The following is a 23,347-nucleotide window of genomic DNA, read 5'->3' on the forward strand; positions in this document are numbered from 1 at the left end:
CGCTGGCCCCCCCCCCCCGGGGGGGGGGGGGCGCCCCGCCCGCCGGGGGGGGGGCCCCCCCCCCCCCCCCCCCCCCCCCCCCCCCCCCCCCCCGACTCCGTTCCGGATCTGGTCCCAGAAGTCCAGCTGGGCTGTTCGTGGTAGCCAGCGATGCTCTCGCACCATCTGCAATTCCACCTTTCATCGAGGTGGTGTTGCAACGACCCCATGACTCCGAGCCACCTTGAGGGACTCAGAGTCCCTCAATGTGGCCTTCACGAAAATGCGGGGGCGGCGGGGGTGGTCACCACGTCGCCGGGCCGGCGACGTGGACCGGGGTGAAGACCACCGGCAGGCTCTCCAGCCCGCGCATCCACACCGACGGCCGCCACACCAGGTTTTCGGCCGGGACGGCCAGTTCCAGGTCCGGGAGCCGGTCCAGCAGGACCTCGACGGTGGTGCGGGCGATGACCTCGGCCACCTCCGGCGCCGGGTACGGGCAGCCGTGCTCGCCGTGGCCGAAGGACATGTGCGCGTGGTTGCCCAGGGCACCGGCCGCCGCGTCCGGACGGGCGTGCGGGTCGGCGTTGCCCGCCGCCAGCCCCAGAACCACCAGATCACCCTGCCGGACGCGGACGCCGCTGAGCACGGTGTCGCGCGTCGCGAAGCGGCCGATGAAGTTCTGGGTGGGTGTGTCGTGCCACAGCACCTCGTTGAGGGCCTGGCCGACACTCCCCCGGCCGCCCGACAGCGTCATCGCGAACCGGCTGTCGGTCAGCATCAGGCGGATGGTGTTGCCGATCCAGTTCGCCGTCGGCTGCTGGGCCGCGGCGGTCACCACGAGCAGGTCCTGGACGACCTCGTCGTCGGTGAGGTTCGCCGGGTGCTGCATCATCGCCGTGGGCACGTCGGCGCCCGGCTGCTCGCGCTTGGTCGCCACCAGGCGTGCCATGGCCTCCTGCACCCGGACGTAGGCCGGCAGCGCTTCGGGGCCGACGTCCAGGGACAACGCGACGTCCCGCACCAGCGCGGGCGCCTCCGAGTCGGGCATGCCGTACATCTTCGCGAGCGCGAGCAGCGGCGCCTGCTGGGAGAACTGCGCGATCAGGTCGGCTTCGCCGGAGCCCGCGAACTCGTCGACCAGCCGGTCCGCGATGCGTTCGCAGTGCGCGCCGAGGTCGAACTGGTCGACCGAGGAGAGCGCGTCGCCGATCGCGCCGGCCCGCCGCCGGTGTTCGGCGGCCTCGGTGAACATCACCGACGGGTTGTGCATGACGTAGGGCAGCAGGGGCCAGTCTTCGGGGACGTTGCCCCACTGGTTCCAGCGGCGGGTGTCGCGGGCGAACAGCTGCGAGTCCTGGCAGACCTGGTGGATCTCGCGGTAGCCGGTCAGCAGCCAGGCGGGGATGTCGCCGTCGAGCAGGACGGGGACGACACCGCCGTACTGCCGCCGGATCCGGGCGTACAGCGCGGCGGGATCCTTCTGGAACTCGGGTCCGTACAACCGGACCCGGTCCGCGGCGGGGATCGTCTCCGCCGGGGTGCTGGTCTGGAAACCGGTCACGATGCGCCCTCCCGGACTGTGGACAGGGTGTAGAGGTGGTCGACGAGCGAGATCAGCACCTGCTTGGCCGAGTCCCGCTCGCGGGCGTCGCAGTCGACGAGCGGCACCTCGTCGGACAGGTCGAGCGCGGCGCGGATGTCGTCGAGGCTGTGTTTCGGCGGGCCGAAGTTGTTGCGCGCCACGATGAACGGCGTCCCGTGGTGCTCGAGCCGGTCGATCGCGTACCAGGAGTCGGCCAGCCGCCGGGCGTCCACCAGGACGACGGCGCCGAGGGTGCCGGCGAAGAGGCTGTCCCAGAGGAACCAGAACCGTTCCTGGCCGGGCGCGCCGAACAGGTAGAGGATCAGCTGTTCGTCGAGGCTGATCCGGCCGAAGTCGAAGGCCACCGTGGTGGTCGTCTTGGCCTGCACCCCCCGGGTGCTGTCGACGCCGACCCCGGCCTGGGTCATGGTTTCTTCGGTGCTGAGCGGCCGGATCTCGCTGACCGACCGGACCATGGTCGTCTTCCCGACGCCGAAGCCGCCCACGATGACGATCTTCAGGCCGTCGGTCGCGGTGTCGGCGAGAGGGAGCCGTTCGTCTGTTTCAGAGATTGCGGAGTCCAACGAGCACCTTCTTGAGGAATTCCGAGTCGGAGGTCCGTCCCGCGGCCTGGGCCGACGACGGATGTCGGGCGGACACCTTGCCCGTGTCCAGCAGGTCCGCGAGCAGAATCTTGGTCACGCTCACCGGCAGGGCCAGATACGACGACAGCTCTACGACGGACGTCGGCCGCGCGGCGATTTCGAGAATCCGGACGTGCTCGGACTGCATGCCCGCCGACGGCTTCGACTCGCTGACGATCAGCGTCACGAGATCGAGGTCGATGTCGTCGGCACTGCTGCGCCCGCCCGTGACCGTGTAGAGCCGGTCCGGGTCCTCCCCGTCGAGCGCCGAGCGCGTCACGAAGCCGGGTGGTCGGCCGCCGTGAAGCGCGGCGGGGCGGTGAAGATCGAGCCGATCTGCTCCACCAGCTCGTCCATGTTGTGCCCGATCAGGCCGACGTCGGCGTCCTCGGTGGCGATCACCGCCAGGTGCGACCCGACACCGGCCTCCACGATGAACAGGATCCCGCCGTGGAACTCGGTCATCGAGTTGCGCACGCCGCCGGTGCCGTCACCGAACTCGACCGACGCGCCGTGCGCCAGGGCCTGGACGCCGGCGGCGATCGCGGCCAGCTGGTCGGCGCGGTCGACGGTGAGCCCCTGGGTGTGGCAGAGCTTCAGGCCGTCACGGGACAACACGAGGGCGTGACAGGCGCCGGCCGTGTTGGCGACGAGGTTTTCGAGGAGCCATTCGAGGCTCTTGTCCGAATCAGTCATCGAATCCGGGGACCGGGCTGGCGGGTCCCCTCGCTCCTATCTGGCGGGGTGCGGATGGACGAGCGGGGCGACGGGTCACGCGTCTTCGCCGGTCTCCGCCGGCGAAGCGGCGTGGCGGGACGGGGTGGCCCCGCCGCTGCGCCGTTGCTGGAAGGCGCCGAACCGGGAACCGGAGTCACGCTCGGCCCGGGCGGGGCTCGGCGTGGGCGACGGCGGCCGGCGCGACGCGGCGGTCAGCGTCTGCCCGCGCGAGCGTTTCGGCAGTTCGGACGGCTCGGTCAGGTCGCCGGCGATCTCGTGGCTCGTGTCGGGCCCCGGCCACGCGACGGCGGCGGCCGCGGCGGCGGGCTCCTCGATCTGCGGCAGTGCCTCCGGCCGGGGCTGCGTGATCAGCTGCGTCGGGATGCGCATGACCACGCCGATCCCGCCGCGCGAGGACGGCCGGAAGAAGACGTGCAGCTGGTGCTTGCGCGCCAGGCTGCCCACGACCGCGAGCCCGAGCCGGGTCCCCGACATCGAGGTCAGGTCGAGCGGCTGCTCGAGCGACACGGCCCGCTCGGCCCGGACGAGGGCCTGCGCCTTCATCCCGAGGCCACCGTCCTCGATCGTGATGACTGCCCCATTGTGCAGATCCTCGACATAAACGTGCACTTCTTCCGACGGCGCCGAGAACTTCGTGGCGTTGTCCATCAGTTCGGCGAGCGCGTGCATGACGTCTTCCGCGGCATAACCGACAACGGCCACCCCGCTCGCGGAATGCACCCTGACCCGCTGATATGCGCCGATCCGGCCGAGTGCACCGCGCAGAATGCTCTCCATCCGGATCGGTTTCGTCCAGCGGCGTCCCGATCGCGCGCCGGTGAGCACCGCGATGCTGTCGGCCAGCCGTCCCGCCTGCGCGGTGCTGTGGTCCACCTTCAGCAGGTCCCCGAGCATCGCGTCGGACGACCGGTTCTCCATTTCGCGCAGGTCCCCCAGCGTGCTGGTCGCCAGCGCCTGCAGCCGGCCCGCGGCGTTCGCGCAGGCGGCCGTCGCGGCGGCGCGGCGGCGTTCCCCGACGGCGATTTCTTCGACCAGGAGCCGCAAAACGCGCTGGTGGAGCTCGTCCGCGGGGCGCGGGACCTCGGCGAGCACGCTGTCCGCGGGCGCGCCACCGCGCAGCCGCCGGACCGCGTCGGGCACCGTCTGCTCGATCAGCCGGGCCAGTTCACCATCGCTGAACCGGACGAATTCCCGTGCCTGCCTGGCTTCGTCGAGCGCGGCCTGCGTCTCCTCGGCCGCGTGCGCGACCTGGTCGGTGCGGCGCAGCGCGAAGAACACGGCGACACACGCGACGATCCCGGTGAACCCGCCCGCGATCGCGACGAAAATCCCCTGACCACCGGAAACCGACAAGGACACCCAAGTCCAGATCGCGGCGGTGACGACAGCGGTGACCAGTACCCCGATTACGGCCCGGCCGACTGACTGGCGTTCTTCCCGATGCTGTGCGGGCGGTCGTTCCGACATCCGCTCCACTTCCTCGAGTCCGATTGGTGCCCGAACACTACTCGGTTTGCCGACCGAGATCACGAACAGGTTTCACTTCGTTCCCGAGCCCGTTCGGCCGCGATCCGCATCGACGTCTTCGACGACCGGGCGGATATCCCCTTGCGCGGATTCGAATACCCGGGTTACCGCATTCCGCGGTGCCCGGTTCAGCTCTCCGGGAGCCGACGGCGTTCGCGCAGACGGGCCAGATCCTCACGCATGTCCGCCGGGAGGAGCTCGGCCATCTGCTCCGGCCGCAGCGGCAGGTCGAGCAGGCTGAGCTTGACCCGGCTGCGCCGGGCGTGCCGGCCGGGATCCAGGCGCACGACCTGGGCCGCGTCCGGGCGCAGCGTCGCCGTCAGCGGGGTGGCGGGATCCAGGGGCCGCCAGGCGTTCCCGTCGACGCGCAGCACCGGCGGGGCGCTGCGGGCCGCGCCACGCAACGTGACGACGTCGCGGGCGGGCAGCACGATCGAGCGGCTGACGCCCGACATCGACGCGACCGGCGTCACCGCGAGCACCTCCGCCGCCGGGGAGATCACCGGCCCGCCGGCCGCGTAGTTGTAGGCGGTGGAGCCGGTCGGGGTGCTCAGGATCAGCGCGTCACAGCGGTAGTACCCGAACTGCGCGCCGTCGACCAGCAGGTCGACCTCCACCGTCGCACCGGGCTCGGCCCCGCCGACGACGACGTCGTTGAACGCGACCGCCGCCGCGTCGCCCTCTTCCAGCGCGATGCAGCTGTGCGGTTCGATTTCGAAGTCCCCGGCGTGCACCCGCTCGAGCGCGGCGGCGAGCTCGGGCGGCGCGATCTCGACCAGGAACCCGACGTTGCCGTAGTTCACCCCGAGCACCGGCACCGGCCGGTCGACGGCCAGCCGCATCGCGCCCAGCATCGTCCCGTCCCCGCCGAGACTGACGACGGCGTCCACCCCGGCCGCGAACCCGGCGTCGGACACCACCGCCACCCCGGGTCCGACCTGCGCGGCATCGGCGTCCCGCACCAGCAGCTCGACGCCGCGCCGCTGCGCGAAGGAGACCAGCACGTCGACCGACTCGCGCACCGGCTTCCGCGGGTGGGCCACTACGCCGACACGGGTGATCTCGGAACTCGCCATGATCCCATTCTGGCCGCCCGGCGCCCGCGAACTCGTCGTTCGTCGGCAAGTTCACGCTGCTGGCGAAGAACGGCTTCCTCGTCAGCTCCGAGCGCGAAGCGAACGAGACGAAGTACGTCGGCCTGCGCAGCCAATGGGGCGCCACCGCCCGACCACCTCGGGCGCCACGTACGCCGACGGCGCCTGGCAGGTCCAGCAGGTGGTCTGGCAGAAGAGCGGCCTGGCCTCGGGTCAGCACACCATCCGGATCGTCAACCGCAGCACGTCCGTCGGCATGATCGACGCCTTGCGCGTGACGTAGCGGGCGCGCGGCCGGGTGAATCCTGTTGCCCGGCAAGGTTCCGGGCCTGAGGTAGGGTCCGGCCGTGACCCGAGCCTCGGATGCCGAGCGGCCGGCGACCGGCCGGCGTGGCCCGGCGCCCACCGGGCGGCCCACCATGCGCGACGTCGCGTCGGCCGCGTCCGTGAGCGTCAAGACGGTGTCGCGGGTCGTGCACAACTACCCGTTCATCAGCGACGACGTGCGCGGCCGCGTCCAGGCCGAGATCCGCAGGCTCGGCTTCCGGCCCAACAGCAACGCCGTCGGGCTGCGGCGGACCGACCGGCCCGCCGGCGGCATCGGCGTGCTCGCCGCGGACCTGGCCGACCCGTTCTACGCCGGGATGCTCAGCGCGATCGAACAGGTCGCCACGGCGCGGTCGTTCACTACCCTCGTCGCCGGCTCCGACGAGGACCCCGCGCGCGAACGCGGGCTGCTCGGCACGTTCGTCGAGCGCCGCCTCGACGGCCTGATCGTGGTGTCGGCCGACCGCCACCACGACCACCTGCGCCCGGAATTGGACGTCGGGACGCGCATGGTGTTCGCCGACCGTCCGCCGCGGCGGCTGCCGGTGGACTGCGTGCTGGCCGCGCACGCCGAGGGTGCCGGGCAGGCCGCGACGCACCTGCTCGGGCAGGGCCACCGGGCGATCGCCTACGTCGGCCACTCCCCCGTGATCCACACGGCGCGGGAGCGGCTGCGCGGCTTCCGGGCGGCGCTGGCCGAGGCGGGCCTCGAACCGCAAGCGGTCCGCACGGACGCGGTCGACGCCACCGCGGCCCACCGAGCCGCCGCCGAGCTGCTGGCCGCGGCCGAAGCCCCGACGGCGCTGTTCGCCGACAACCCGCGGCTGGTCGGCGGCGTCGCTCGGGCGATCGCCGAGTCCGGCGCGCCACGGACGGCACTGGTCGTGTTCGACGACTCGGAGCTGGCCCAGGTGCTGGGCGTGACGGTGGTGGCGCAGGACCCCCGCGAGCTGGGAAAACAGGCGGCCGAGCTGCTGTTCGCCCGCCTCGACGGTGACCGTTCCCGGCCTCGGCGGGTGGTCCTGCCGACGACGCTGGTGCCGCGTGGTTCCAGCGAGGGTCTCGGGATCGCGCTGCGCTCCACCGGGCACTGAGCGAACGCCCCCCAGGCGGCCTTGGTCGAGGGTGCCAGCGGGGCAGGGATGGAGCACCGAAGACCACGTCGGGGCGCAAGGGAACCCCCGTTGGGCAGCGGTTCTGTCCAGTTCTGGCCATTGACAACGCTGACAACGGCGTCCGAGACTGGGCCACGTTGCCAACGTTGTCAATCCGCACGAGACGAGCGTCGGAGCCCGACCCGCACGCTCTTCGAGGGAGCCCTCCGTGGCCGTCTTCCGCCGTCGCCTGGTCCCGTTCGCCGCCGTTGTCGCCACGACGACAGCCACAGCGAAACCGTCGTCGTTCCGGACGTCCTTCGCCGAAGTCGAACTGCTCGGTCACCGCCGACCCGTAAGGAGCGACTCATGAAGTTCCGCCGCACCCTGGCCTTCTCCGCCGCCGTCACCGCCTCCCTCGCCATCGCCGGGCCCGCCGCCGCGGCCGACCGTCCACTCCGGATCGTCGGCGCCACCGCCGACACCGCGCTCACCCAGCGCTGGCAGGACTTCGGCCGCCGCCCCGGTGTCGGCTGGGCCGCGGCCGACGGTACCTACTCGACACGGCTGCCGTCCGGCCTGGATGTCTGGCTGTACAACGACACCTTCTTCGGGCCCGTGCGCGCCGACGACAGCCTGCCGGAGTCCGCGCCGTTCACGCACAACTCGGCCGTACTGTCCACACCGGACGCGAAGCGCATCCTCACCACGATCGCGCCCGGCCCGCCGGGACACCCGCAGTCCCTCGTCGGCCCGACGCCGAACAGCCCCGGCGAGCCGAACGACTACTGGTACTGGAACGGCGACGGCATCGTCGACGGCGGGAAGCTGCGGGTCATCGAGTTCGAGCAGGCGCCGACCGACGACCCGCCGCCGTTCAACTTCGCCTGGACCAAGACGAAGCTCGCGACACTCGACCCGGACACGTTCCGGCTGGAGAAGCTCACCGACGTGGCTTCGGCCGGCAACGTCCAGTGGGGCACCGAGCTGATGCGCGACGGCGCGTGGACCTACATCTACGGCGTCGAGGGCGAAGGCTTCACGAAGTACCTGCACGTCGCGCGCGCCCCGATCGGCCGGCTCGACGGGCCGTGGCAGTTCCGGACGGCGGACGGCTGGTCGGCCGGCCCGGCGGCGTCGGCGCGGCTGCTCGGCAACGTCGGCAGCTCCTTCGGCGTCACGCCGGTGGGCGGCGAGTACCTGCTCACGACGTTCGGCTCAGGTCTGGAGAGCACCATCCACGCCTACCACGCGACCAGCCCGGTCGGGCCGTTCACCGGCGGTGAGACGATCTACACCGCGCCCGAGGCCGGGAACGGGCGCTACACCTACAACGTCGCCGCGCACCCCGAGATCAGCAAGCCCGGCGAGCTCGTCATCTCCTACAACACCAACAGCGAGAAGCTCGCCGACCTCTACGCGAACATCGACAACAACCGCCCCCGGTTCGTCGATCTCGAGCTCTCCCGTCAGGAGCCCCGTCCGTGAGCGGTTTGTCCCGTCGTACGTTCCTGCGGTCCAACGCCGTGCTGCTCGCCGCGCTCGGGGTGCCGGCCGCGCTCCCCGCCGCGGCCGAGGCCCAGCAGGCGACCGACCTGGCCCGCTACCGGCCGGTGACGGTGTCCTCCACCGCGTACGCGCCGACACCCGCCTGGTTCGCCGTGGACAGCCTCGCCGAGACCGGCGTGAAGGGCTCGGGCTGGCGGGCGGGGGCGGGTGATCCCCAGTGGATCGCCGTGGACCTGCAGGCCACGTGCCGGATCGAGTCGGTGGCGCTGGTGTTCGAGGCGACCGCCGCGGACCCGGTGTTCACCCCGGCGCCGGGGATCAACCCGTTCCTCAACACCACCGGCTGGGAAGTGCTGTCCAGCTGCCCGGTCGCGTTCACCCTCGACGTCTCGGCCGACGGCCGCACCTGGCAGACCGTTCACGACGCCACCGACTCCCCCGGCGGGCGCGTCGAAGTCACCCTGACGACGCCGGTCACGGCCCGCTGGGTGCGGCTCACCGCGAAGCAGCAGGCGAACGCGAACCCCTTGGGCGTCAACGCCTTCGAGGTGTACGGCCGGTCCGGCCACCCGCGGCCGGACGCCACCGGCTGGACCGACTGGGGCCGGCACACCACCCGGCCGCCCGCGCTGGAAACGGCCGCGGACGGCACGGTCGCGCTCGAGTCGGGCTGGACGCTGACCATGGACTCGCGGCTCCCGTCCGCCGACGGCGCCGCGCTCGCCCGCGCCGGTGTCGACACGTCGACTTGGCTGCCGGCGACCGTGCCCGGCACCGTGCACACGTCGCTGGTGGAGCAGGGCAAGCTGCCGGAGCCGACGTCCGGGTTCGGCAACATGCGCGCGCCGGAAGCGCTTTCGCGGCACAGCTGGTGGTACCGCCGCGAGTTCACCCTGCCCCGCGGGTTCGACGCCGGCCGCCGCGTCTGGCTGGAGTTCGACGGGATCGACCACCACGCCGAGGTCTGGGTCGACGGGACCGCCGTCGGCTCGCTCACCCACCCCGTGGCGCGGGCCGCCTTCGACGTCACCACGGCGTTGCGCGGGACGGACGCGCACGCGCTGGCCGTGCGGATCGACCCGATGCCGCACCCGGGCAACCCCGGCGACAAGGGCCCGGACGGCGTCTCGACGCTCAACTCCAACGCCGAGCAGCAGGACCTGCCCGGCTACATCTCGATCAGCGGCTGGGACTGGATGCCCGGCGTCCGCGACCGCGGCGCGGGCATCTGGAACCACGTCCGGCTGCGCCCGACCGGCGACGCCGTGCTCGGCGAACCGCGCGTCGACACCCGGCTGCCGAACCTGCCGGACACGTCGGTCGCCGAGGTGACGCTGGTCGTGCCCGTGCGCAACGCCTCGACGACGGCCCGGACCGTGACCGTCGCCGCCGAGCTGGCGGGCGCCCGGGTGAGCCGCCGCGTGAACCTCGCGGCGGGCGCGTCGCTCGACGTCACCTTCAGCCCGGCGACCGATCCGGCGTTGCGGCTGCGGCGGCCGGAACTGTGGTGGCCCAACGGGTACGGCGACCCGAAGCTGCACGCGCTGACCACCACGGTGAGCGTCGGCAGCCAGGTCAGCGACCGCCGGACCGTCCCAGTGGGACTGCGGCAGTTCGGCTACACCGCGACCCAGCCGATCGTGATCGACCCGGCCACCGGCCACTCCCCGCCCCAGACGGTGGAGTTCGACCGGACGACCGCGCGGTACCTGCGGATCCAGGGCGGGAAACGCGCCACCGGTTACGGCATTTCCCTGTGGACGCTGTCCGTTGTGGACGGTTCCGGGCCGGACCTGGCGCGGGGCCGGACCGCGACCGCGTCGTCGGAGGACAACGGGAACGACCGCGCCCCCAACGCCGTGGACGGGCGCGACGACACGCGCTGGTCGTCGGGCTACTCCGACGACCAGTGGATCCAGGTGGACCTGGGCGCCGCGGTGGCGTTCGACCACGTGGTGCTGACCTGGGAGACCGCGTACGCGCTGACGTTCACCGTGCAGGTCTCAGACGACGGCGCGACCTGGACGGACGTCAAGAGGGTCAGCAACTCCGGCACCCCGCTGCAGATCAGCGTCAACGGCGTGCGCGTGCTGGCCAAGGGCGGCAACTGGGGCTTCGACGAGCTGCTGCGCCGGGTGCTCCCCCACCGGATGGCCGACGCCGTCGCGCTGCACCGCGACATGAACTTCACGATGATCCGCAACTGGGTCGGGTCCAGCAACCGCGAGGAGTTCTTCGCCGCCTGCGACGAGAACGGCATCCTGGTGTGGAACGACTTCTGGGCCGGTGACGCGATCTTCCCGCCGGACGACGACGTCTTCCTCGCCATCGCGACGGACACCGTGGTGCGCTACCGGCACCATCCGTCCATTGTGGTCTGGTGCGCCACCAACGAGAGCGACCCGCCCGCCGCGATGGACACCGGGCTGCGGAAGATGCTCGCGGTGCGGCAGCCGGAGCTGTGGTACCAGGGCAACTCGGCGGGCGGGGTCGTCACCGGGCACGGGCCGTACTCGTGGATCGACCCCGCGCGCTACTTCGACGGTGACACCTACTCCATCGGCAGCTACGGCTTCCACAGCGAGATCGGCCTGCCGACCGTGCCGGTCGCGGAGAGCATGCGGCGCCTCGCCGCGGACCAGCCGTCGTGGCCGATCGGCGACGTCTGGTTCCACCACGACTGGTGCACCCGCGGCGGCCAGAACCCGGACACCTACCGCGGCGCGATCGAGGACCGGTTCGGGCCGGGGACCTCGCTCGACGACTTCTGCGCGAAGGCCCAGCTCGTCAACTACGAGAGCATGCGGGCGATCTTCGAGGCCTACAACGCGGCGTTGTGGGACGACGCGTCGGGCGTGCTGCTGTGGATGTCGCACCCGGCGCACCACAGCACGGTCTGGCAGACCTACGACTACGACCTCGACACGAACGGCAGCTTCCACGGCGCCCGCAAGGGCTGCGAACCGCTCCACGTGCAGGCGCGGCTGTCGGACTGGCAGGTGCACGCGGTCAACCAGACCGCGCGGAACCTCGACGGCGCCACGGTGCACGCCGAGCTGGTCGACCTGCGCGGACGCTCCCTCGGCACGCCGGTGACCGCGCCGGTTTCGGTGCCCGCGTCCTCGGTCACGGCGGCCTTCACCGTGCCGTTCACCGCCGCGCTGCCCGCCCTGCACCTGCTGCGCCTGCGCCTCGTCGGACCGGACGGCGCCGAGCTGTCCCGCAACGTCTATTGGCGCTACCGCACCCCGGCGGACGCGCGAGAGCTGACTCGCACCCCGGCCGACGTCACCGTGCACGCCGGCCCGGTCCGCCGCGACGGCGACCGCGGCGAAGCCGTGGTGACCCTGCGCAACACCGGCCGGGTCGTCACCGCGGGCGCCCGCGTTTCGGCTCGCGACGCCCGCACCGACGAGCGCGTCCTTCCGTTGCGCTGCAGCGAAAACTACCTGTGGCTGCTCCCCGGCGAGACGGCCACGGTGACGGTGTCGTGGCCGTCCCGCGCCCTCCCGTCGGGCCGCCCGCGGTTCGTGGTGGAGGGGCTGAACGTGCCGCGCCGCACCAGCTGAGGCTCGAACCGCGGTACGGTGCCGCGTGCGCAGAAACCCCGTGGTGCTCGCGTTGTCGGTTTCGGTGCTGGTGAGCGGCTGCGGGGGCGAACCCGCCGCGCCGTCACCGCCGCCCGCGGTGACCACGACCGCGGCCACGTCGTCGGCGGCACCGGTCACCACGAGCGCCCCGAGCACGCCGGGCAAGTGCGCCTTCACCCTCAACCTGGGCACCGGCGCGGCCACCACCACCGGCGACAAGCCGCAGATCACCCACACCGCGGACGGCCTGTTCGTCGGCTGCGCCGGCGGGCCGTTGCTGCAGTTGCGGGGCGACCGGGAAACACCGGCGCTCGCCGTCGATTTCGCGGGTAAACAGATCCGGCTGACCCAAGGCAACGCGGCGGTCGTCGGACCCTACCGGTTCACTTTGCTGGAGCAGTCCGGCAGCGGCGGCCGGCAGCTCGGGTTCGAGCTGACGCGGAGCTGATCAACCCCGCAGCACACGGTCGAGGGCCGCCCGGCCCACCGGTCCCCAGTGCCGCTTTCCGCCGGGAAGACCCCGGTCCCCGTTCTGCCCCATGAGCATCAGGAACAGGCTCTTCAGCGCGGCCAGCCCGCGGGCGCGCCGGATCGCCGCCTCGTCCGCACGCGCGTACCGGTCGAAGAACCGTGACGCCGTGCCCGCGGGGAGCAGCACCCACGCGGCGGCCAGGTCCCACGCCGGATCGCCGGCGAACAGGTCACCGAAGTCGACGACGCCCGAGAGCGTTCCGTCCGAGACGACGACGTTCGCGGGGTGGAGGTCGCCGTGCACCCACACCGGCGGCCCCTCCCACGCCGGGGCCGCGACGGCGTCGTCCCAGACGGCCCGTACTTCGGCGGCGTCGTCGGGGGCCACGGCCTGGAGGAAGTTCTCGAAGCCGCCCGTGCAGTCGCGGGGATGGGCGCCGCGGTCGGTGGCGACCGGCGCGTCGGCGGGTGCCGCCACGTGGAGCGCCCGGAGGAACTCCGCCAGGGTGTCGGCCGCGTGGCCGCCGCGGCGGATCGAGCCGTGGTCGAGTGGCTCGCCGGGCACCCACGTCATCACGGTCCAGTGCTTGGGAAACCGCTCGGACGGTGCGCCGGACCGCACCGGGGTCGGCACCGGCAGCGGCAGGAGCGGGGCCAGCACGGGCAGCCATCGCCGCTCCTTGAGCTGGAGCGCCGGGGTGGGGTCCATCCGCTGCATCCGCACGGACAGCTCGTCGCCGAGCCGCCACATCTGGTTGCCCCAGCCGCCCGCCACCGCACGGACGGGCAGCCCCGCGAGGTCCGGATGCTGCTCCTCCAGCAGGGCGCGAACCAGATCCGCGGTGATCTCCGTGTCGGTCATGCGACCTCACAGTACCGAGGCGGCCGCGGGCAGCGCTCACCGTCGGCATCGTCGGAAACTTTCCCTCCGCCACTCGAAAGAGTTACCGTGAAGGCCACTGGAGGGAGCTTCACCCCATGACCCGTGTGACGCGCAGGAGTACTTTGCTGGCCGTGGTCGCCGTGGCGGCGCTGGCCGGTTCCGCGGCCGCCGCCCCCGAGGCCGGCCTGACACCCCGGCAGCTCGCCGGTCAGCGGGTGATCTACTCCTACCCCGGCCTCACCCCGCCGGCCGCGCTCCTGCAGCGCATCCGCGCCGGTGAAGCGGCCGGCGTCATCTTCTTCGGCGAGAACGTCCAGAGCAGCCAGCAGATCGCCGGGGTCGTGCAGCAGCTGCGCGCCGCGTCGGCGCAGAGCCCGGTGCCGTACCCGCTGCTGCTGATGACCGACCAGGAAGGCGGCCAGGTGCGCCGGCTGCCGGGCGAGCCCGCCCTGTCGGAGAAGCAGGTCGGGCAGGCGGCCGATCCGGTGGCCGCCGCGACCACCGCCGGCCGCGGCGCGGGCTACACGCTCGCCGCGGCCGGGATGAACGTCAACCTGGCGCCGGTGCTCGACGTCTACCGACAGCCCGGCGACTTCATCGACCAGTACGGCCGCTCCTACAGCAACGACCCGGCCGTCGCCGGCCGCCTGGGCGCCGCGGACATCACCGCGCAGCAGGCCACCGGCGTCGCGGCGACCGCCAAGCACTTCCCCGGCCTGGGCTCGGCCCCGGCGGGCGCGAACACCGACACGGCGCCGGTCACGCTGAACGTGCCCCTGACCGAGCTGCGCGCGACGGACGAAGGACCGTACTCGTCGGCGATCCGGGCGAGGGTGAACCTCGTGATGCTGTCCTGGGCCGTCTACCCGGCGCTCGACGCCGCCCGCCCGGCCGGGCTCTCCCCCACCGTCATCCAGCAGGAACTGCGGCAGCGCAACGGTTTCGGCGGCATCACCATCACCGACGCGCTGGAGGCCCGCGCCCTGGCCGCCTACGGGACCACCGGCAACCGCGCGGTGCTGGCGGCCGGCGCGGGAAGTGACCTCCTCCTGGCCTCGGCCCGCGACGTCACCCAGGGCGACAGCGCCGCCGACGCCCTGGCCACCGCACTGGGCAACGGCACCCTGCCCGCCGCGGACTTCACCGCCGCGGTCGACCGGGTTTCCGACCTGCGGAGCCAGCTGCACTGACCACCGACGTGCAGGGCGTTATACGTCACTGCTTGCCGTGGACGTCGCAGTTCGGGCTCAGGCACTGTTCGCGCTCAGCGAGCACATCTCCCCACCAGCGCTGCGCGACCTTCGGGTGTGACCGCAACCAGCCGGCCAGCGCGTTCTCGCCGTACGCGGCGTGCAGCGGGTTGTCCGCGTCCGCGCTGACGCCCTTCGCGTCCGCCGCCAGGTCCGGTGGCAGCCGCAGCGGTTCGACGACCGCGTCGAGGCGGGGGCCGAGGAAGAACGGCACCGAAAACCGCTCCACCCCGGCCGGTGGGCTGACCACGCGGTGACGGGTGGCGGTCGGGTAGCCCTGGGTCGCGATCTCCAGCATTTCACCGACGTTGACCACGAAACCGCCCGGCACCGGCGCGGCGTCGATCCAGCTGCCGTCGGCCGATTGGACCTGCAGGCCGCCGATCTCGTCCTGCTGCAGCAGCGCCAGGTAGCCGTAGTCCTTGTGCGGGCCCACACCTCTTCGTCGAACCACGCGTCGAAGTGGTTCTCGTCCTGGCCCAGGGCCGCGGCCAGCGCGCGGAGCACTTCGCGGCTGACGCGCAGGGCTTCGGCCTGCCACGCGAGGGTCGTCTCCCGGAGTGACCGGTTCGCGTGTAACCGCGGAACTGCGGGGAGTGGACGTTCTCGATCGCCAGCCGTTCGCCGGCCGGCAGCGCGAAGAACTCCTTTGCCGCGTCGAAGATCCCGGTGGTCAGCCGCTCGGGCACACCGTGGCCGACGACGTGGAAGAAGCCGACGTCGTGCGCGGCGTGACGCAGGCCGGCCAGGAACTCCGCGCGGTCCGCGGCGGGGTCGCGGAAGGGCGAGATGTCGATCAGCGGCAGGGCGGTGGCCGCCCCGGAGTCCTCGAGCGTGGTCACGTCCAGCAGCCTAAGCCGCCGGGACGGGTGTTCCCACATCGCGGACAACCGGCGCTTCCGTCGCGGGAAACGCTTGCCCGGCAACGGACTTCGCCGACAGCGACCTGCCTCACGCGCCGAGGTCGATGCGGTACCGCAGCACGGTGCCACGCTCGATGAGGACTCCGCCGTGGTGCTCGATCGTCTTCCTCGACGCGGTGTTGCCGGCCTCGCAGACCAGCACCACCCGGTCCAGGCCGAGCGACCGCGCCTCGCCGAGCATCCGGCCCAGCGCCCACGCACCGAGCCCGCGGCCACGCGCGGCCGGCCTCAGGCCGTAGCCGATGTGGCCGGCCAGCCGCACGAGCTCGCCGGACCCGTGCCGGAGCGCGATCCCGCCCAGCACCACGTCGTCTTCGACGATCCACCGGTACCGCGTCCCGCTGTCGCCGTCCAGGCGCGCGACCCAGGCCGCGAAGCCGGCCGGCGAGCCGACGTCGTCCTCGGGCCGCAGGCCGAAGCCGTCCTCGTGGACTCCCGGCCCCCACTCCTCGTGCGCTTCGAGCCAGGCGTCGCGCAGCCGGGTGGTGGGCGTGACCAGTTCCCGCATGCCCGGACCTTCCCGCCGTACCCGGCCGCCTGCCGCTATTCTGCCGCGATGCGCGAAAGCTTTCACGGAGACCTGGCCCGGCTCGGCGAACAGCTGGGCGCGATGTGCGGTCTGGCCGCCGAGGCCATGAGGCGGGCGAACCGGGCGCTGCTGACCGCCGACCTGCGGCTGGCCGAGGAGGTCCTGTCGGCCGACGACCAGCTCGACCGGGCCCGCGAGGCGTGTGAAGAGCAGGCCCAGTCGCTGCTCGCGTTGCAGGCGCCCGTCGCCGGGGACCTGCGCACGATCCTCGCCGCGGTCTACTGCGCGGAGAAGATCGAGCGCATGGGCGACCTCGCCGCGCACGTCGCCGACGCGGCCCGCTTCACCCACCCCGACCACGCCGTGCCCGCCGAGCTCGAAGGCGTGTTCACCGAACTGGGTGAGATCGGGGCGGGCATGGCCGACCGGGTGGGCGAGCTGATCCTCGGTGACGCCGAGGGCGGCCATGCCGAGCTCGACGAGACCGACCACGCCGTCGACGCCCTGCACGCCCGCGCGCTGGCCGCGATCACGAACGAAAGCTGGGCGCACGGGGTCCAGGCGGCCAGCAACCTCGCCCTGCTCGCCCGCTTCCACGAGCGCTTCGCCGACCAGGCCGTCTCGGTGGCCAAACGGCTCGAATTCGCCGAAACCGGCCGGACGTCCAGCACGTAGGCGCGGCCCTGGACCTCGTCGAAACCGCCGGTCGACACGGTGTTCGCCCGCGGTGAGCTGCGGACGCCCGTCGCCAGCCGGTTCGCGCCGCAGCGGGCACACCGGCGCCGGTCCGGGGAAGATGGCGGGCATGCGCATCCCGGCCAGGGCGGACTACGCGATCAGGGTCCGGCTGGAGCTCGCCGCGGACCCCACAGGGAGGATCACCGGCGAGGCCGACGCGGCCGCCGAAATCGCCACCTGAAAGGACGACCATGACCGACCTCTGGCACCAGCCGCTGCGCCACATCCGCGGCGCGGACCTCACCGGCGACACCAACCAGACCACCGGGATGACCCGCCTGGAGGCGATCTCCGGCAAGACCGTCGGGTCGCAGAAGGTCTGGATGGGCGAAACGCACGTCGCGCCGGAGACCAACTCCGGCGACCACCACCACGGTGAGGCCGAAACCGCCATCTACGTCAAGTCCGGCCACCCGGTGTTCGTCTTCGCCGACGGTGACGAGGAAATCCGCCTGGAGGCCGGCCCCGGCGACTACATCTTCGTGCCGCCGTACGTGCCGCACCGCGAGGAGAACCCGACCGGCGAGGAAGCGGTCGTGATCATCGCGCGCAGCAGCCAGGAAGGCATCGTGGTCAACCTGCCGAGTCTCTGGTCCCCGGTGGACGTCCCCGCGGAGTGACCCGTGGCGGTCGAAGCCGTCGACAAGATCGCCTGGCGCGGGAACCCTTCTTACCGTGACTCGATCTTGTCGAGCTCGGCCAGATCGTCCTCGGAGAGCCGGATTGCCGCGCCCGCGACGTTCTCGGTCAGGTGCGTCACCGACGAGGTGCCGGGGATGAGCAGGATGTTCGGCGATCGGTGCAGCAGCCAGGCCAACGCGACCGACATCGGTGTCGTGGCCAGCCGCGAGGCGACCGCCGACAGCGCCGAGGACTGCAGCGGGCTGAACCCGCCGAGCGGGAAGAACGGGACGTAGGCGACGCCCTGGCCGGCGAGCTCGTCGATCAGCTCATCGTCCGGCCGGTGGGCGAGGTTGTACATGTTCTGCACGCACACGATCGGCGCGATCGCCTGGGCTTCGGCCACCTGGTCCCTCGTGGCGTTGGAGACGCCGAGATGCCGGACCAAGCCCTGCCGCTGGAGCTCCACCAGGGTCTCGAACGCCTCGGCCAGTGACCCGGGCTGCGGCCCCCGGGCGTCGCCGAGCCGGAGGTTGACCAGGTCGAGCCGGTCGAGGCCGAGGGTTTCCAGGTTCTCCTGGACGGCGCGGCGCAGATCCGCGGGCCGCCGGGCCGTGGGCCAGCCACCCTGCTCGTCGCGGCGCGCGCCGACCTTGGTCACGATGTGCAGCGCCTCGGGGTAGGGGTGCAACGCCTCGCGGATCAGCTCGTTGGTGACGCGCGGGCCGTAGGCGCCGGAGGTGTCGATGTGGGTGATGCCGAGTTCGACGGCCCGGCGCAGGACAGCGAGCGCGCCGTCGCGGTCGGCGGGCGGGCCCATGACCCCGGGGCCGGCCAGCTGCATGGCGCCGTAGCCGAACCGGGTGACGGTCAGTTCGCCCAGGGACCAGGTGCCACCGGGCAGGGGAACGGCGAATTCGTCAGTGCTCATGCCGTCGATCTTCACGCGCGGCCCCAGGAGACCGCCAACACCGATCGGGTGCTCTGTGATACTTGCGCGGTATCACCGGGAGCTACACTGGCGGCATGGACACCGTGGAAACCCGCGAGCTGCGGTACTTCGTCGCGGTCGCCGACGAGCTGCACTTCGGCCGGGCCGCCGACCGCCTCGGTATCGCGCAGCCCCCGCTGTCCCGGGCGATCCAGCAGCTCGAGCGCCGCCTCGGCGTCACCCTGCTGGAGCGCAACCGCCGCGGCGTCGCGCTGACCGCCGCGGGCGAGGTCCTGGTGCGGGAGGGCCGCGCGGCGCTCGACGCGACCGCCGCCGCCGTCCGCCGCACCCGACGGGCCGGCGGTGCCGACGGCCCGGGCGACCGCGTGGTGCTGGCGGTGAAGGCCGGCGCGTTCCACGAGCTGCTCAACAAGCTCCTCGACGCCTACGCGGCCGAACCGGGCGCCGCCGGGATCGAGGTCCTGCCGAGCGGCATGTGCGAGCAGGAGGGGATGCTGCGCGACGGCCGCGCCGACGTGGCGCTCATGCACACGCCGTTCAACTCCCTCGCCGGGTTCGACAGCGTCGAGCTGATGACGGAGGGGCAGGTGGCGATCCTGCCCTCGAGCCACCCCCTGGCCCGGCGGAAGACGTTGTCCCTGGCCGACATCGCGGACGTCCCCGATCTCCCGCTCGCCCGCTGGCCCCGCGACGACACGTACCCGCGCGGCCCGGGCCCCGAGGTCAACGACCAGACCCAGCTGGCCCAGCTGATCGCCCTCGGCCGCACCATGGCGGTCTTCCCCGAGTCCGCCCGCACCTGGCTGTGGGACGAGCACGCCGCCGTCCCGGTACGCGACGCTCCCCCGGTGACCACCCACATCGTCTGGCCGGCACACAGCCGCTCCCGCGCCCTGGCCGGCCTGATCCGGACGGCCTCGCGGCTCTGACGCACCGCGGGTCCCGTTCCGGTGGTTTCGGGCTGAGGCCGCCCTCCGCGGCGGCAGTGCGCCACCGGCAAGACGGCGTGACCTCTCGCTCGATGCGGTGAACCACCCCGTCACGCCGCCGTCCCCGGGTACCCCACCCGAAACGAGGAGGCGGCCATGACCGACAACGAACTGACCGGGTTCCTGATCATCGGGCTGATCATCGTGGTGGCGGACGGCCAGGTCCTCTACCGCAGCGGCCGCCGCTACCTGCGCGGCCCGGACGGCGACGAGGGATCCGGGCCGATGGCCCGGATGGTGGTGACGGTCTTCCACCTCGTCGCCCTGGGCTTGCTGGCCCTGCTCTCGGTCATCGGACCCGGCTGGTCGGGCTCGACGGCCGCGCTCGTCGGCCGGATCGGCGTGTTCCTGCTCCTGGTGGCCGTGGCCCACGCCGCCACCCTTTCGGTGCTGGCGCGCCGCCGCCAGGACAACGTCGTGGAAACGCACCTCCACGAGCGCGACCGAACCGCCGACGCCGAGCTTCCTTCGCCGCGGCAGGCGCCGGCCGTCACTCCCGTTCCCGGCCAGGGCGGACCACACCCGCACGTCAGCCCGGACCTCGGCGACAGCGGCCCGTACCGGACCTGAAGCCGCTTTCAATCGAGCAACCACCGCGGACGGCCCGGTCGGGAGCGACCGGGCCGTCCGAACAGGACCTAGTGGTCGTTGAGGTGGTAGTGCGTGCTCTGGTGCTCGTAGTCCGGGCCCAGCCAGACCGTCACGCCGATGCTCGTGTTCTCCGGGAGGTGGTACACGCCGCCCTGAGAGGCGCCGGCCGAGGCGCACGACCCGAGTCCGCCGGACGCGGTGAGCGTGAGGCGGATGTCGTAGGCACCCGGAACGGAACCCCCCTTGTTACGCATCAGGCACTCCCATTCTCACGCTCGCACGAGAAATCCGGCGAGCTGTTCGCGTCCCTGAGGGCGCCGGGTTTCCCGGCTGGTGTCAGGGCTTCTCGAAGTGCTGGTAGTCGATCGGGGTGTCCCAGGAACCGCCCCAGGTCCAGCCGCGGGTGGTGAACGCCCGCTCGGTGGCGTCACCCGCGTGGATCATGCCCGGCACGGTCTGCGTGCGGTCCACATAGGGCGCACCGTTGGGCGGGTACACCGCGCCACTGCCGGAGATGTACGGGTTCTGCACCGTGTTGATGTCGATGGCACGCCCGTAGGAGTGGTTCGACCAGGCGGTACCGCCGGTGATCGCCCGGCAGTTGAACGCCGACGTGTTGTTCGCCGCCATCGACGCGTCGTCGTCGGAGTTGTACTTCTCCACGGTCTCCATCCGCTCGATGGGGAAGCGCCCGAAGTACAGGTCGGCGAACGTGCGCGCGACCTCGACGGCGCGATCGGCGTTGACGACCAGCTCACCCCGGTGCACCGCACCGTCGAAACCGTAGAAGTTCAAGCTCACCAGCCGCAGCTGGTCCGGCCCGACCGGGCACCCCTCGTGCCAGCTGGACGCGAGCCGCTCCGCGGTGACCGGCTTGATGACGGCGAGGTAGGGCGGCAGGCCGTTGGCCGCCGGCGCGCTGATTTCCACGGGCGGGGCCGTGGTGGCCGACGCCGGCATGGCCCCGGCGAAGACCACGGACAGCACCAACGTGAGGACGGCGAAGACTTTGGTTCTCGGATTCATGACGATGTTTCTCCCATCGTTTGGGTGGCGTTTTCGGCGCACCGGCGAGCTCGGCGCGAACACGCGCCGAGCCGGAAGTGAATGCCGTGGCCGAACGCCAGGCGACGCCGGAATCGTTTGCCCGGAGGGGTTTCCGACCTTGGATCCGCAGGAGGCTTACGTCCGAAGTGGACAGTCTGGCGTCAGATGGCGGTCGTAGTTGGCCTGTTTTTGCGCACCATGCCGACCCCCGTTTTCCCCAGTAAGCACGCCCCTGCACCGAGAGCCGGGTGAAAGCGCTCTCGATGAAGCGAAAGGTGCCAGCGGCGGGCGAACGCCGTCAACCGGACCGGGAAGGTTTCACGCCCGGCCGAAACGTCGGGATCACAGCCCGGGCGCGCAACCTCTTCGACGCAGGGCGCGGGCCAGCGAATACCGGCTCGATCACGACCCCGCGTTCACCGTCTCCCCGGCCCGCCGGGCTTTCCGGCACCGGGGTGCGGGCCGCCGCCCGGCTTCGCCGGGCCTCTCTTCTGCGGGACGGCGGCCACCACGCCCTGGGTCACCGGTTTCACGGCTTGCGACGAGACCACCATGACGGCCGACGCCGGGGACAGGGTGACCGGGGAGGGCGCCGCGGCCGAACCGGTGGGCGGCGCGGCCTCGGGCAGCCGGGCCGGGGCGCTCCCGGGGTCGGCGGGCCTGGTGAGCACGACCGCGAGCACCGCGGCCGCGGCCGCGAGGACACCGGCCGCGGCCAGCGTCCGCCGTCGCGCCGTGGCGGCCGCCGGAACCGCGGCGGCGGTCACGGTGGCGGAGTCCTCGCCCAACAACCGCGGCAACTGCTCCGCGCCCGGCCGGTCCACGGCGGCGGTCACGGCGGCCGAGCGCTCGCCCAACAATCCAGGCCACTCCCCAGCTTCCGACCGGCCCGCGGCAGCCGCCACAGTGGCCGAGTCCTCGCCCAGCAACCCCGGCCACTCCCCAACCTCCGACCGGCCCACGGCACCCACCACAGTGGCCGAGTCCTCACCCAACGACCCCGACAACTCCCCAGCCTCCGGGCGGTCCGCGGCTGCCGCCACGGCCGAGTTCTCACCCAACAACCCCGGCAACTCCCCAGCGTCCGACCCGTCCACTACGGCGGTCACGGCGGCCGAGCGCTCGCTCAGCAACCCCGGCAACTCCCCGGCACCCGACCCGTCCACGGCGGCGATCACAGTGGCCGAGTCCTCACCCAACAACCCCGGCAACTCCCCGGCACCCGACCCGTCCACGGCGGCCGTCACGGCGGCCGAGCGCTCGCCCAACAACCCCGGCAACTCCCCAGCCTCCGACCGGCCCGCGGCACCCACCACAGTGGCCGAGTCCTCGCCCAGCAACCCCGGCAACTCCCCAGCGTCCGGGCGGTCCGCCGGTTCACGGGCGGTCATCCGGCTCAAGGCGTGCGCGAGCGGGGCCGGGGTGCCGTCCGGGATCCGGGGTGCGCGGTGCAGCCGGGCCAGGGCCGACTCCGCCAGGGTGCCGGGGAACTCGCGCCGCGCGGTCAGGCATTCGAGCAGGATCAGGCCGAGGGCGTAGACGTCGGCGGGAGGGCCGGGTCGCTCCCCCAGGATCTGCTCGGGGGCCAGGTACGCGGCCGTGCCGGTGACCAGGCCGGTGCCGGTGATGTGCGTGGAGTCCAGCTCATGGGCTATGCCGAAGTCGGTGATCAGCGGGCCGTCGGGGCCGAGCAGGACGTTCGCGGGTTTGAGGTCGCGGTGCACGATCTGCCGGGCGTGGACGTGGGCCAGCGCGTCCGCCAGCCGGACCCCCAGTTCGCTCACCTGCGCCGCGGTGAACGGCCCGGCGAGCAGGCGCTCGGCGAGGTTCTCCCCGTCGACCAGCTGCATCACCAGGTACGGGCGGTCCCCGTCGGTGCCGCTGTCGAACAACGTCACCACCCGCGGGTGGTGGATGCTCGCCAGCACCGTCTTCTCCCGCGCCCGGCGCAGGTGCTCCCCGTCCACCGCGCGGACGTCGTAGACCTTGACGGCGACCGCGCGCCCCAGCTCCCGGTCGAGCGCCCGGTGGACCCGGGCGGTGGCGCCCCGGCCGATCAGCGGCCCGATCTCGTAGCGCCCGGCGAGCACGTGCGGCGCCGCACCGTGGTCAGCGGACCGTTCGTTCGTCATCGGCAGGCACCCCGTCGGCTCGTGGTCCCTACCGGTACCCGCAACACCGGGCCGGGCAAACGCACCGGCCGGCCCTTTCCCCGATCCGCTCTCCCGGCTACAGTCCAGATTATTGGGAGCGCTCCCAGCCTTTT

23 protein-coding genes and 1 pseudogene are annotated in these 23,347 nt (G+C 72.4%); 10 read left to right on the plus strand and 14 right to left on the minus strand.

What is annotated here, in order from left to right; translation table 11 throughout:
• Positions 1 to 283 precede the first annotated feature (283 nt).
• The 6 genes from ACGFMK_RS20480 to ACGFMK_RS20505 form a co-directional block, all read right to left on the minus strand.
• Positions 284 to 1,543, minus strand: coding sequence for a cytochrome P450 (locus ACGFMK_RS20480; protein ID WP_392765256.1), 1,260 nt, complete (start codon positions 1,541 to 1,543; stop codon positions 284 to 286).
• On the minus strand, positions 1,540 to 2,148 hold the full coding sequence (locus tag ACGFMK_RS20485; protein WP_392765259.1) for an ATP/GTP-binding protein: 609 nt from the start codon (positions 2,146 to 2,148) through the stop codon (positions 1,540 to 1,542). The genes ACGFMK_RS20480 and ACGFMK_RS20485 overlap by 4 nt, the downstream gene beginning before the upstream one ends.
• Positions 2,129 to 2,488 (minus strand): DUF742 domain-containing protein, encoded by a 360-nt coding sequence (locus ACGFMK_RS20490; protein ID WP_392765262.1) that lies wholly within the window; start codon positions 2,486 to 2,488, stop codon positions 2,129 to 2,131. The genes ACGFMK_RS20485 and ACGFMK_RS20490 overlap by 20 nt, the downstream gene beginning before the upstream one ends.
• Entirely contained in the window at positions 2,485 to 2,904 is a 420-nt protein-coding gene (locus ACGFMK_RS20495) for a roadblock/LC7 domain-containing protein (protein WP_392765264.1), read from the minus strand. The genes ACGFMK_RS20490 and ACGFMK_RS20495 overlap by 4 nt, the downstream gene beginning before the upstream one ends.
• 75 nt (positions 2,905 to 2,979) lie before the next feature.
• A complete protein-coding gene (locus tag ACGFMK_RS20500) occupies positions 2,980 to 4,305 on the minus strand; it encodes a sensor histidine kinase (RefSeq protein WP_392765267.1) in 1,326 nt (441 codons plus the stop codon).
• A gap of 296 nt (positions 4,306 to 4,601) precedes the next feature.
• Positions 4,602 to 5,549: an NAD(+)/NADH kinase gene (locus tag ACGFMK_RS20505; protein WP_392765270.1), complete on the minus strand. Its 948-nt coding sequence runs from the start codon at positions 5,547 to 5,549 to the stop codon at positions 4,602 to 4,604.
• Positions 5,550 to 5,682: 133 nt separating this feature from the next.
• Between ACGFMK_RS20505 and ACGFMK_RS20510 the strand changes: the two genes are divergently transcribed.
• From ACGFMK_RS20510 to ACGFMK_RS20530, 5 genes are all read left to right on the plus strand, one after another.
• Positions 5,683 to 5,850, plus strand: coding sequence for a hypothetical protein (locus ACGFMK_RS20510; protein WP_392765272.1), 168 nt, complete (start codon positions 5,683 to 5,685; stop codon positions 5,848 to 5,850).
• Positions 5,851 to 5,914: 64 nt separating this feature from the next.
• Positions 5,915 to 6,988 (plus strand): LacI family DNA-binding transcriptional regulator, encoded by a 1,074-nt coding sequence (locus ACGFMK_RS20515; RefSeq protein ID WP_392765274.1) that lies wholly within the window; start codon positions 5,915 to 5,917, stop codon positions 6,986 to 6,988.
• A 369-nt stretch (positions 6,989 to 7,357) separates the two neighbouring features.
• The gene (locus ACGFMK_RS20520; protein WP_392765276.1) at positions 7,358 to 8,476 is read left to right on the plus strand and encodes a hypothetical protein; all 1,119 of its coding nucleotides are present in this window, start codon (positions 7,358 to 7,360) and stop codon (positions 8,474 to 8,476) included.
• Positions 8,473 to 12,066: a discoidin domain-containing protein gene (locus ACGFMK_RS20525; protein WP_392765278.1), complete on the plus strand. Its 3,594-nt coding sequence runs from the start codon at positions 8,473 to 8,475 to the stop codon at positions 12,064 to 12,066. Before ACGFMK_RS20520 ends, ACGFMK_RS20525 begins: the two co-directional genes overlap by 4 nt.
• 25 nt (positions 12,067 to 12,091) lie before the next feature.
• The gene (locus tag ACGFMK_RS20530) at positions 12,092 to 12,535 is read left to right on the plus strand and encodes a hypothetical protein (RefSeq protein ID WP_392765281.1); all 444 of its coding nucleotides are present in this window, start codon (positions 12,092 to 12,094) and stop codon (positions 12,533 to 12,535) included.
• Here ACGFMK_RS20530 and ACGFMK_RS20535 read toward each other — a convergent pair whose 3' ends face one another.
• Complete coding sequence (locus ACGFMK_RS20535; protein WP_392765283.1) at positions 12,536 to 13,420, minus strand: phosphotransferase; 885 nt, start codon at positions 13,418 to 13,420, stop codon at positions 12,536 to 12,538.
• Between the two features lie 116 nt (positions 13,421 to 13,536).
• On the opposite strand from ACGFMK_RS20535, the gene ACGFMK_RS20540 reads away from it, so the two are divergent.
• On the plus strand, positions 13,537 to 14,631 hold the full coding sequence (locus tag ACGFMK_RS20540) for a glycoside hydrolase family 3 N-terminal domain-containing protein (protein WP_392765285.1): 1,095 nt from the start codon (positions 13,537 to 13,539) through the stop codon (positions 14,629 to 14,631).
• Positions 14,632 to 14,656: 25 nt separating this feature from the next.
• Here the strand turns inward: ACGFMK_RS20540 and ACGFMK_RS20545 are convergent, their stop codons facing one another.
• The 3 genes and pseudogenes from ACGFMK_RS20545 to ACGFMK_RS20555 all read right to left on the minus strand — a co-directional run bounded on the left by ACGFMK_RS20545 (position 14,657) and on the right by ACGFMK_RS20555 (position 16,122).
• Positions 14,657 to 15,127: a 2OG-Fe(II) oxygenase family protein gene (locus tag ACGFMK_RS20545; RefSeq protein ID WP_392765288.1), complete on the minus strand. Its 471-nt coding sequence runs from the start codon at positions 15,125 to 15,127 to the stop codon at positions 14,657 to 14,659.
• 181 nt (positions 15,128 to 15,308) lie between these two features.
• Positions 15,309 to 15,572 (minus strand): annotated as a pseudogene (locus tag ACGFMK_RS20550) (2-oxoglutarate and iron-dependent oxygenase domain-containing protein); the annotation flags it as partial.
• 70 nt (positions 15,573 to 15,642) lie between these two features.
• Complete coding sequence (locus ACGFMK_RS20555) at positions 15,643 to 16,122, minus strand: GNAT family N-acetyltransferase (protein ID WP_392765291.1); 480 nt, start codon at positions 16,120 to 16,122, stop codon at positions 15,643 to 15,645.
• A 48-nt stretch (positions 16,123 to 16,170) separates the two neighbouring features.
• On the opposite strand from ACGFMK_RS20555, the gene ACGFMK_RS20560 reads away from it, so the two are divergent.
• Both ACGFMK_RS20560 and ACGFMK_RS20565 read left to right on the plus strand, forming a co-directional pair.
• Complete coding sequence (locus tag ACGFMK_RS20560; protein WP_392765293.1) at positions 16,171 to 16,818, plus strand: phosphate uptake regulator PhoU; 648 nt, start codon at positions 16,171 to 16,173, stop codon at positions 16,816 to 16,818.
• A gap of 254 nt (positions 16,819 to 17,072) precedes the next feature.
• Complete coding sequence (locus ACGFMK_RS20565; protein ID WP_392765295.1) at positions 17,073 to 17,501, plus strand: cupin domain-containing protein; 429 nt, start codon at positions 17,073 to 17,075, stop codon at positions 17,499 to 17,501.
• 50 nt (positions 17,502 to 17,551) lie between these two features.
• Here ACGFMK_RS20565 and ACGFMK_RS20570 read toward each other — a convergent pair whose 3' ends face one another.
• On the minus strand, positions 17,552 to 18,433 hold the full coding sequence (locus ACGFMK_RS20570; protein WP_392765298.1) for an aldo/keto reductase family oxidoreductase: 882 nt from the start codon (positions 18,431 to 18,433) through the stop codon (positions 17,552 to 17,554).
• Positions 18,434 to 18,528: 95 nt separating this feature from the next.
• Here ACGFMK_RS20570 and ACGFMK_RS20575 point away from each other — a divergent pair, with 95 nt between their 5' ends.
• Together ACGFMK_RS20575 and ACGFMK_RS20580 are read left to right on the plus strand one after the other, a co-directional pair.
• Positions 18,529 to 19,383: a LysR family transcriptional regulator gene (locus tag ACGFMK_RS20575; RefSeq protein ID WP_392765300.1), complete on the plus strand. Its 855-nt coding sequence runs from the start codon at positions 18,529 to 18,531 to the stop codon at positions 19,381 to 19,383.
• 156 nt (positions 19,384 to 19,539) lie between these two features.
• Complete coding sequence (locus ACGFMK_RS20580; RefSeq protein ID WP_392765303.1) at positions 19,540 to 20,013, plus strand: hypothetical protein; 474 nt, start codon at positions 19,540 to 19,542, stop codon at positions 20,011 to 20,013.
• 68 nt (positions 20,014 to 20,081) lie between these two features.
• On the opposite strand, the gene ACGFMK_RS20585 is transcribed toward ACGFMK_RS20580, so the two are convergent.
• The 3 genes from ACGFMK_RS20585 to ACGFMK_RS20595 form a co-directional block, all read right to left on the minus strand.
• The gene (locus tag ACGFMK_RS20585) at positions 20,082 to 20,288 is read right to left on the minus strand and encodes a hypothetical protein (RefSeq protein WP_392765305.1); all 207 of its coding nucleotides are present in this window, start codon (positions 20,286 to 20,288) and stop codon (positions 20,082 to 20,084) included.
• A gap of 82 nt (positions 20,289 to 20,370) precedes the next feature.
• Complete coding sequence (locus ACGFMK_RS20590) at positions 20,371 to 21,060, minus strand: M15 family metallopeptidase (RefSeq protein WP_392765308.1); 690 nt, start codon at positions 21,058 to 21,060, stop codon at positions 20,371 to 20,373.
• Between the two features lie 437 nt (positions 21,061 to 21,497).
• Positions 21,498 to 23,213 (minus strand): protein kinase, encoded by a 1,716-nt coding sequence (locus ACGFMK_RS20595; protein WP_392765311.1) that lies wholly within the window; start codon positions 23,211 to 23,213, stop codon positions 21,498 to 21,500.
• Between the last annotated feature and the right edge of the window lie 134 nt (positions 23,214 to 23,347).

It is taken from the genome of Amycolatopsis sp. NPDC049252 (genome assembly GCF_043197175.1).
Taxonomy (GTDB): Bacteria; Actinomycetota; Actinomycetes; order Mycobacteriales; family Pseudonocardiaceae; genus Amycolatopsis.